This is a genomic window from Mycobacterium parascrofulaceum ATCC BAA-614 (assembly GCF_000164135.1).
Taxonomy (GTDB): Bacteria; Actinomycetota; Actinomycetes; order Mycobacteriales; family Mycobacteriaceae; genus Mycobacterium; species Mycobacterium parascrofulaceum.
The window spans coordinates 498,001-505,673 of record NZ_GG770554.1; the positions used below are offsets into that span (position 1 = coordinate 498,001).

Below are 7,673 nucleotides of genomic sequence, written 5' to 3' on the forward strand. Positions count from 1 at the left end.
CCGCGTTCGCGGCCCCCGAGGCGGCTGCTCCCGCGGCGTTCGCGGCCGCCATCGCGCCGTTCGCCAAGCCCTGACCGGTTTGAGCCATGCCGAGGATGGAGGACATCCCGTACAACGGCGTCGCCGCGGCCATGAAGTAGGTGGGAATGGAGCTCGGGACGCTGGACACGAGGCTCGACATGAGCGACGAAGTGGCGGAGTCGGTGACGGTGCCGGCGGTGGTGCCCCCGACGTCGGTCAGGGTGGCCGTGCCGGCGGTCATCGGCGACGAAAGCCCGTGCAGGGCATTGGGCACCGTGGACACCACGTTCGAGAGGGAAGAATGCGTCGCCGTCAAGGTTTCGGCCTGCGCAACGGCGCTGCTCTGGCTGGCCACACCCGCCGGGTCGGTGACGTTCGGCGGGGGGCTGAAGGGGGTCACCTCGCAGGCGGCCGCCGAACCGGCGGCGTACTCGTACATCGCCGCGGCGTCCTGGGCCCACATCTCGCCGTATTCGGCCTCGGTGGCCGCGATGGCCGCCGAATTCTGGCCGAAGAAGTTGGTGGCGATCAGCGTCGCGAGCTGGACCCGGTTCGCGGCGACGGCCGGCGGGGGAACGGTCATCGCGAAGGCGGCCTCGTAGATCTCCACGGCGAGTCTCGCCTGACCGGCCGCCTCGGCGGCCCGTGCGGCCGCGCCGGCGGTCCAGGCCATGTACGGAGCGAACGCGGAGGCCATGGTCAACGACGAAGGACCCAGCCAGCGGCCGGTCGTCAGCCCCGCGATCACCGACCGGTAACAGGCTGCCGCGGTGTGCAATTCGGCGGCCAGACCGTCCCAGGCCACCGCGGCGGCCACCAGCGAGAGCGGACCCGGACCGGCGTACATCCGCGCAGAGTTGAACTCCGGGGGGAACGCGCCAAAGTCGATCACGTCAGGCCCCGGACACCAGCTGAGACGTACCGGAGTGTCGACACTTCGCGGCTAAACATACTTAAAGTATGCAATGAGCCAGATGCGCTGCCGAAGAGTATTTCGCCTGCGGACGGGAAGGCACTTGGTCCCTTGTCGAGCGATCTACCTGCTGGCGCTGCCAGTGCGCGTGGGCCCATGGTCACGACCGGCATGTGGTTCTCCTAACGCGCTGCAAGTGGCCCGAATTCGACGTATTGGCTGTTCAACTGCCCGAACTCGGCGTTCGAGCCGCCCCGAACTACAAACTGACAATGTGATAATAGCGTACAAAACATACCAATAGTTTGCAAAGATACTGTGATCTGGACGACAAGTATTTGCAGGACCGTCAAGTCGGGTGCCTGCGGCTGCTAATCTCGGGTATGGCCTAAGTACTGCCCGGGGGTGGCCGGTCGGTGTTGCTCTAGATCGCAGAACCGAGGTGGATCCCGTGCTCATCAACCCGACGGCGATCGACCAGGTCCGGCTCGCGAACCCCAAGGAGATCGCTCGTGCTGTCCACGCCGACGTCGCAGGGCCCCACGTCCCCGCCCGCCTCGCGCCTTCGCAGACGGCCCGCGCCCGGGGCGCCGAGAGCTGAGCGGGCGACTCCGATGACGACCCATTCGGGCGATGGCCGCGCCGACGCGACGCGGCGACAGATCCTGCGGGCCGCCTCGCATCAATTCGCGCGCCGGCCCTACCACGAGGTCGGTCTCGACGACATTCTCGCCGAGGCTCAGCTGACCAAAGGCGCGATGTATTTCCACTTCAAGTCGAAGCACGCCCTGGCGGTGGAGTTGATCGACAAGCAGATCGCCGCGGCGACCGTCGCGGTGGGCGACCTGCTGACCAGAGGGCTTTCGGGCCTGGAGACCCTGATCGACTTCTCATACCTGATCGCCGTGCAAGACATCAAGACGGATTCGGTGCGGGCCGGCCTGAACCTGGTCGAGTCGGTCGGCAAGCCGGCCGGTCTGCAGGACACGCTGCTGGGCGGATGGGTGGAAGCGCTGTCGGGGGTCGTGGGGCAGGCCATCGCTCAGGGCGACATCGACGAGGGCTGCGATCCGGCAGACGTGGGACGCCTGATGGTGTCCCTGCACATGGGGCTGCGCAAGACCAGCAACCTGGACGATCCGGAACGGTTCCTCCTCGACCTGGAGAAATCCTGGTTGATCATCCTGGGTGGGATCCTGCAAGCGGACCGGACCGAGTACTTCCGCCAATTCCTAAGGCGGCGTGCGGCGCTCGCCGTCAACGCCAGCTCGACCGACGAGGATTCGCCGTAACGAACCGGGTGTGAGGACGGCCCGCCCGCCGGGCCGGCGGCTGCTATCTTTGACGTCTCGGCGGTCGATGTGAGGCAGAAAAGCGGCTCAGCGCATCCGTCATGACTCCGGAGGTGCAGGGACAATGCCGCGCCAGGTCCGATCCGAAGCCACTCGGCGCAAGATCCTCGACGCCGCGATCGAGGTGTTCGGCGAAGTCGGGTATGCCGCCGCCGGGTGGGGCGCGATCATCGAGCGCACGGGGATGACCAAGGGAGCCCTGTATCACCACTTCGATTCGAAGGATTCGCTGGCGTCCGACATTCTCCAGGAAGGCTCCGACGCGCTTCTCACCGCGTTCCGCAACGTGTGCGGGTCGTCGTCGCCCGGGCTGGAGAACATGCTGCACGGCGCCTTCACCATCGTCGAAGTGCTCAACTCCGACAGGATGGTTCGGACCGCTGAGCAATTGGCCTCTGCCTTAAGCGGATTGAACGAGTCCGCCGCGCGGTTTTACGCGGACCTGGCGGCGATGATCGCCGACCAGGCCCGGCGAGCGATCCGTGAGGGGGACATCCGCAACGACGTGGACCCCGATGCACTGTCCGAGTTCCTGGTCGGAGCGATGTTCGGAACGCGGTTGGTATCCAACGCGATAGCACGCCACGCTCCGGGCGCCGGCGGTCCCGTGGACATCACCGGGCGGCTGCGTCAGATCTTGGAACTCCTGCTGCCCGGCACCGTCACGGAGGCGTCGCTCCCATACTTCCGGCAATTCCTCGGTCGCGAGGTAATGCGACACGCCCCGGCCGTCGCCCCCCAGGCGGACGCCGACGGGGAGCCCTGATCGGTCGGGGCTCCACGCGGGCGAAGTCCGGGCCGGATGTGCCACACCCTGTTTCACCGTCGTCGAGACGGTGATTCGGTAACTGGGGCTCGACGCGCACTCGACAATGCATACTGTTCCGGTGATGTACCCGAAACGCCTGGGCAAAGTGGTTGCGCTGGCCGCTGTGGCCGGATTTTTGGTGATGAGCGCCCCGGCAGCGCCGGCCGCGCCCGGCGACCCGGTGACGGCGGCGGACTCGCCGACCCTGTCGCTGACCGACATTGGGTCGGCTCCGATGCTCGAGTTCTGGGGCTTGACGAGCAGCCAGCAATTGACGGTGCCGGTTCTGCACGGGCTGACACCGACGGCCCTGAACGCCACCGTCGAACTGCCCATCAATCTGCGGTCCGGCTTGCTCACCGTGACGCAGGGCGAGCGCACCCTCGCGCGCCTGACCCTGCCCACCGCCGACCAGGCGCCGATCGTCATCCCGCTGGCCGGCGCGGAAGTCAACGACAACTGGCTGTCGGTGACGTTGCGTTCCTACCTGGTGCCGTTGGACGGATACTGCCTCTACCCGGAGAGCCCGCTGCGCCTGACCAACGGGTCGATCACCTACACCGGGGTCGAACTGCCACCGACCACGGTCGCCCACTTCCTGCCGCCGGTGCTGCGCAAGCTGTCCATCTTCCTGCCGCAGTCGCCGTCCCCGAACGAGTCCGACACGGCGATTCAGCTGGCCGCCTCCGCGGCCTCCCACTACGGCAGGCAGTCACCGGAGATAGCCGTTATCCCGTTGCCCGAAGGGCAGAATGCGCCCCCGACGCCGCCGCAATCGCTGGAACGTCAGATCGTCGTCAAAGAGGGTCCCGACAACGGGCTCTCCCTGCAGGGCGCCGCCGGCGTGCCCTGGCTGCTGATGTCGGGGCCGCTCGGCCAGTCCGACGAATCGAACACGGCCGTGCTGTTCAACGACGTGTCGCAGCTGGCGTTGTCGTCCAAGGCGGCGGTGGAACAGTTGAAGCCCAAACCTCAACAGCTCGGCGACACCGCCACGTTGCGCGAATTGGGCCAGCCCGTCGTCAACGCCACGTCGCTGCAGCCGCGCGTGTCGATCGGACTGGACCAGACCAAGTTCGGTAGGCCCGTGCACGACCTGCGCGTGCACCTGCAGGGGTCCTACACCCCGACGCCGGGGAACATCGGCGGTCAGATCACCGTGAACGTCGGCCCGGAGACCATCGACCATTGGCCGACGGACGGGCACGGCACCGTCGACCGGTGGGTCGACGTGCCGGATCGACTCCTGCAGCGCTACACCAGCCTCGATCTGGTCATGGACGTCGCGGCCAACGTCGGACATTGCGGCGACTTCTACACCGTCGGCCCGGGGAACCAGCTCCTCACCTTGAACATCAACGGCGACAGCACGATTCAGAGCAGCCCCGCCGTGCCGCCGGTGCCGGACGGCTTTCAATCGGTGCCGCAGTCGTTGATGCCCCGGGTGCAGGTGGGCATCGAGCCGCACTCGCTGAGCGACACTGTGCGGGCGATCAATCTGGTGGTGGGCCTGCAGCGGATCAGCTCCGTGCCGCTGTTCACCACGGTCACCAGCGTGCAGCAGGCGATCGACTCGTCGGACCCCGCGATAGTGATCGCCGCCGACGGCTGGAACCACTCGAATGTCGCGCTCCCGGTGTCGGCGGGGCCCAGCGGGCCCATCACCGTCAATGCAGTCGAATCCGACGGCAAGCCGGCCAGGCTGACGCTGGACCCGGGACTCCGATTCTCCTCTCTGCAAACGGTTTTCAACCGCGGGCGGTCATTGTTGGTGGCGACGTCCAACGGGGCGCCCGGACAGCTCGACGAACTGCTTCGTTGGCTCAACAGCGACAACAAGCGCTGGCAACGCCTCAAAGGCGTCGCGGTGGTGTCCGCGCCCGGGGGACAGGAGCCGGTGACCGTCGAGCACCCGCCGGCGACCGGTCCGGCCGCGGGGTCGCCGGGCCACTCGGATCTCGGCTGGCTGTGGTGGTTCGGCGCGGGCTGGGTCGCCGTGGCCGTCGTCGGCGCCGGGGTGATCGTGTGGCGCACCAGGCGCGAATCGTGGCGGCGCCGCTAGCGTTCGGCGCTGGATGTCCCGGGGCAGCGGTCCGGTGACGCGCGCGGCCGTCAAGAACGTCGCGGCCGCACTGCTCTGCGCCGCCGGGGTCCCGGCGATCACCCGGCGGCGACACCGCGACGCGCTTGCCATCCTGATGTTTCACGGGGTGGAGGACCGGCCGCCGTCGCCGGCCTGCCGGCACGTGCTGCCCTTAGCCCTGTATCGCCGCCAAATGCACTATGTCCGTCGACATTTCAACGTGCTTCCGCTCGAGGAGGCCCTCGATCGCCTCGCCCGGGGGACCCTGCCGCCCCGTGCCGTGGCGATCACGTTCGACGACGGCACCCGCAACCTGGCCACCCACGCGGTCCCGGTGCTGCGTGAGCTGGGGCTGCCCGCGGCGGTGTTCCTGGCGACCGGCCCGATGGGCACCGGGGAGACCCTGTGGCCCGACCGGCTTTGGCTCGCCATCGCCCGCACCACCGCGGCCGAGGTCGACCTGGCCGCTTTGGGGCTGGGCACTCGCCCGCTCGGCGGCGCCGCCAACCGGGGCAAGGCCTACGCCGCGGCGGTCGAGGCGATGAAGGACCTGCCCGACGCGGAGCGACTGGCGCTGCTGGACAAGGTCCTCGGCGCACTGGGCTACCGCGACGACGGCGACGGCGGCCCATTCCGGATGCTCTCCTGGGACGAGGCGCGGGCATTGGCCGCCGACGGCTTGGTGACGCTGCATCCGCACTCGGTGACCCACGCCATCCTCGCCCGTTGCGACGACGGCAAGGTGGAGCGGGAGATCACTGCGTCCTGCACGGCGGTCGAACGTGAGAGTGGCTGTGCGCCGAGGATTTTCGCCTACCCCAATGGCCGGCCACAGGACTTCGACACCCGGGCCAAGGATGTGCTGCGCGACCGCGGCATCCGCTGGGCGTTATCCACCTCGGCGGGCTTCGCCGATCGGCGCTGCGACCCGCTGGCGCTGCCGCGCCTGGCGGTGGCCGGCGACGCGTCGTTCGGCCACTTCCGGTTGATGGTCTCCGGCGGCCTGCCGCGCCCCGGCCTGCTTCGCCGCGGCTAGCGGTCGTCCTGCCACAACTGCTCGGTCAGGTCCTGGAAGACCGCGAGGACGAACTGATCGTCGGCCCGCATCGCCGCCGACTTGCTCATCAGGGCCCGCACCACCGAACCGTCCTTGTGCGCCAGTTCGACGACCATGTTCGCCAGGGAATGAACCACCGATAACAACGAGTCGGAGGAGGCGGGCGCCTGATGGAAGATCTGCTCGAACCGCAGCGACAACACCTCTTCCGGCGTGTACCCCATCATCTCGGCGAACGCCGCGTTGGAAAACAGGATGCGCCCATCCTTCTCGATCGCCAGCACCGGAATCGGGATCCGCTCCAGCACCACCAACGCCGGCAGTTGCTTCAAGGTCGTCATCGGTGAGTCCCCGTGCTGCCGGTTGCGTCGTCGCTCCACCGGCCGATTATGGCGCATAACATAGGCTATACACGAGATCTTCGCGCAGATGCGCCCGCCCGGAGTGGCGGATCGTCTTGTTTCTCTCCTCCGTTCCGGCTCCGGGACGGTGTTTGCTCGCCGCGGACGCCCTCACGCCGGCGGTGTGCCGGCGCCGCAGAACCCGTCGATCAGGATGTCGAGGCGGGCGGCGTGATGGTCCGGGCGTAGCCGGGCGCTGCGGTCGAGGGTGACCAGGCCGTGCAGGGCGGCCCACACCACCTCGGTCAGCGTGTCGGGGTCCCGCGGCCCCGCGACCATGGCGACCGCTGCCCGCAGTTCGGCAAAGGCCGCCGTCAGCTCGGCCGGCGTGTCGGCCGCGGCGAATTCGAGCGTGGTCGCGCGCGTGAACATCGCATCGAAGAGCGCGGGATTGTCCCGGGCGAAACCGATGAACGCGTGGGCGACCCGCGTCAAGGCGTCCCGCCCGCCGGTGGCACCCCCGCGGGCGGTGGCCAGCGCGTCCGCGAGTTCGGCGAATCCCTCGACGGCGACCGACGCGGCGATGTCTTCCATGCCCGAGAAATGTTTGTAGAGGACCGGTTGGCTGTATTCGATCTCGGCGGACAGCCGGCGGGTGGTTACCGCGTCCCAGCCCTCCTCCTCGGCCAGCTTGCGCGCCGTAGCGGTGATGAGCCGGCGACGCGCCGCCCGTTCCCGCGCCCGGCGATCCTCGATTGCCATCGAGCAATTCTAGCGCCGATACGAAAGATAGCGGCGCTATTGACACCCAACGCGTTCGGGGTTAGCGTTGCTAACACTTATCGAGGCGGGAGGTGCGGCATGGTCGTAATGCTGTTCGCGGTGATCGCGGTGCTGGGCACCGGCGTGGTCTACGGCACCGACGTGTTCTGCGCGACGGTGCTGCGGCCCGCGCTGGCCCGCATCGACGATCGGGCCCTGCTGGCGACGACGGGCAACATCCATCGCTTCGGAGACCGCAGGATGCCGGTGCCCGGGGTGATCGGCCTGGCGGCGGCCGCGACGAGCGCGGCGCTCGCCGCGGCGTCCGGCCGCTGG

General features: G+C 68.3%; 8 protein-coding genes and 1 pseudogene. 6 read left to right on the forward strand and 3 right to left on the reverse strand.

All coding sequences use genetic code 11. The features are described from left to right. The coding region (locus HMPREF0591_RS12425) for a PPE family protein (protein ID WP_007168908.1) at positions 1-913 on the reverse strand (913 nt) is incomplete at its 3' end. A 472-nt stretch (positions 914-1,385) separates the two neighbouring features. On the opposite strand from HMPREF0591_RS12425, the gene HMPREF0591_RS32335 reads away from it, so the two are divergent. The 5 genes from HMPREF0591_RS32335 (at position 1,386) to HMPREF0591_RS12445 (ending at position 6,213) form a co-directional block, all read left to right on the forward strand. Then, entirely contained in the window at positions 1,386-1,535 is a 150-nt protein-coding gene (locus tag HMPREF0591_RS32335) for a hypothetical protein (protein ID WP_157137502.1), read from the forward strand. A 13-nt stretch (positions 1,536-1,548) separates the two neighbouring features. After that, the gene (locus tag HMPREF0591_RS12430; protein WP_040622415.1) at positions 1,549-2,226 is read left to right on the forward strand and encodes a TetR/AcrR family transcriptional regulator; all 678 of its coding nucleotides are present in this window, start codon (positions 1,549-1,551) and stop codon (positions 2,224-2,226) included. 124 nt (positions 2,227-2,350) lie between these two features. Further along, a complete protein-coding gene (locus HMPREF0591_RS12435; protein ID WP_007168910.1) occupies positions 2,351-3,052 on the forward strand; it encodes a TetR/AcrR family transcriptional regulator in 702 nt (233 codons plus the stop codon). Between the two features lie 106 nt (positions 3,053-3,158). Beyond that, on the forward strand, positions 3,159-5,156 hold the full coding sequence (locus HMPREF0591_RS12440) for a hypothetical protein (RefSeq protein WP_007168911.1): 1,998 nt from the start codon (positions 3,159-3,161) through the stop codon (positions 5,154-5,156). Between the two features lie 13 nt (positions 5,157-5,169). Continuing rightward, a complete protein-coding gene (locus tag HMPREF0591_RS12445; RefSeq protein ID WP_007168912.1) occupies positions 5,170-6,213 on the forward strand; it encodes a polysaccharide deacetylase family protein in 1,044 nt (347 codons plus the stop codon). Here HMPREF0591_RS12445 and HMPREF0591_RS12450 read toward each other — a convergent pair. Both HMPREF0591_RS12450 and HMPREF0591_RS12455 read right to left on the reverse strand, forming a co-directional pair. Beyond that, positions 6,210-6,575 (reverse strand): PAS domain S-box protein, encoded by a 366-nt coding sequence (locus tag HMPREF0591_RS12450; RefSeq protein WP_007168913.1) that lies wholly within the window; start codon positions 6,573-6,575, stop codon positions 6,210-6,212. The genes HMPREF0591_RS12445 and HMPREF0591_RS12450 overlap by 4 nt on opposite strands. A 171-nt stretch (positions 6,576-6,746) precedes the next feature. Then, positions 6,747-7,337, reverse strand: coding sequence for a TetR/AcrR family transcriptional regulator (locus HMPREF0591_RS12455; RefSeq protein WP_007168914.1), 591 nt, complete (start codon positions 7,335-7,337; stop codon positions 6,747-6,749). Between the two features lie 99 nt (positions 7,338-7,436). On the opposite strand from HMPREF0591_RS12455, the pseudogene HMPREF0591_RS12460 reads away from it, so the two are divergent. Further along, positions 7,437-7,673: pseudogene (locus HMPREF0591_RS12460) on the forward strand (DUF1772 domain-containing protein); the annotation flags it as partial.

Excerpts from the sequence above, each read along its gene's own strand:
- HMPREF0591_RS12430 (WP_040622415.1), top strand. The coding sequence starts at position 1,549 with ATGACGACCCATTCGGGCGATGGCCGCGCCGACGCGACGCGGCGACAG.
- HMPREF0591_RS12435 (WP_007168910.1), top strand. The coding sequence starts at position 2,351 with ATGCCGCGCCAGGTCCGATCCGAAGCCACTCGGCGCAAGATCCTCGAC.
- HMPREF0591_RS12440 (WP_007168911.1), top strand. The coding sequence starts at position 3,159 with ATGCATACTGTTCCGGTGATGTACCCGAAACGCCTGGGCAAAGTGGTT.
- HMPREF0591_RS12445 (WP_007168912.1), top strand. The coding sequence starts at position 5,170 with ATGTCCCGGGGCAGCGGTCCGGTGACGCGCGCGGCCGTCAAGAACGTC.
- HMPREF0591_RS12450 (WP_007168913.1), bottom strand. The coding sequence starts at position 6,575 with ATGACGACCTTGAAGCAACTGCCGGCGTTGGTGGTGCTGGAGCGGATC.
- HMPREF0591_RS12455 (WP_007168914.1), bottom strand. The coding sequence starts at position 7,337 with ATGGCAATCGAGGATCGCCGGGCGCGGGAACGGGCGGCGCGTCGCCGG.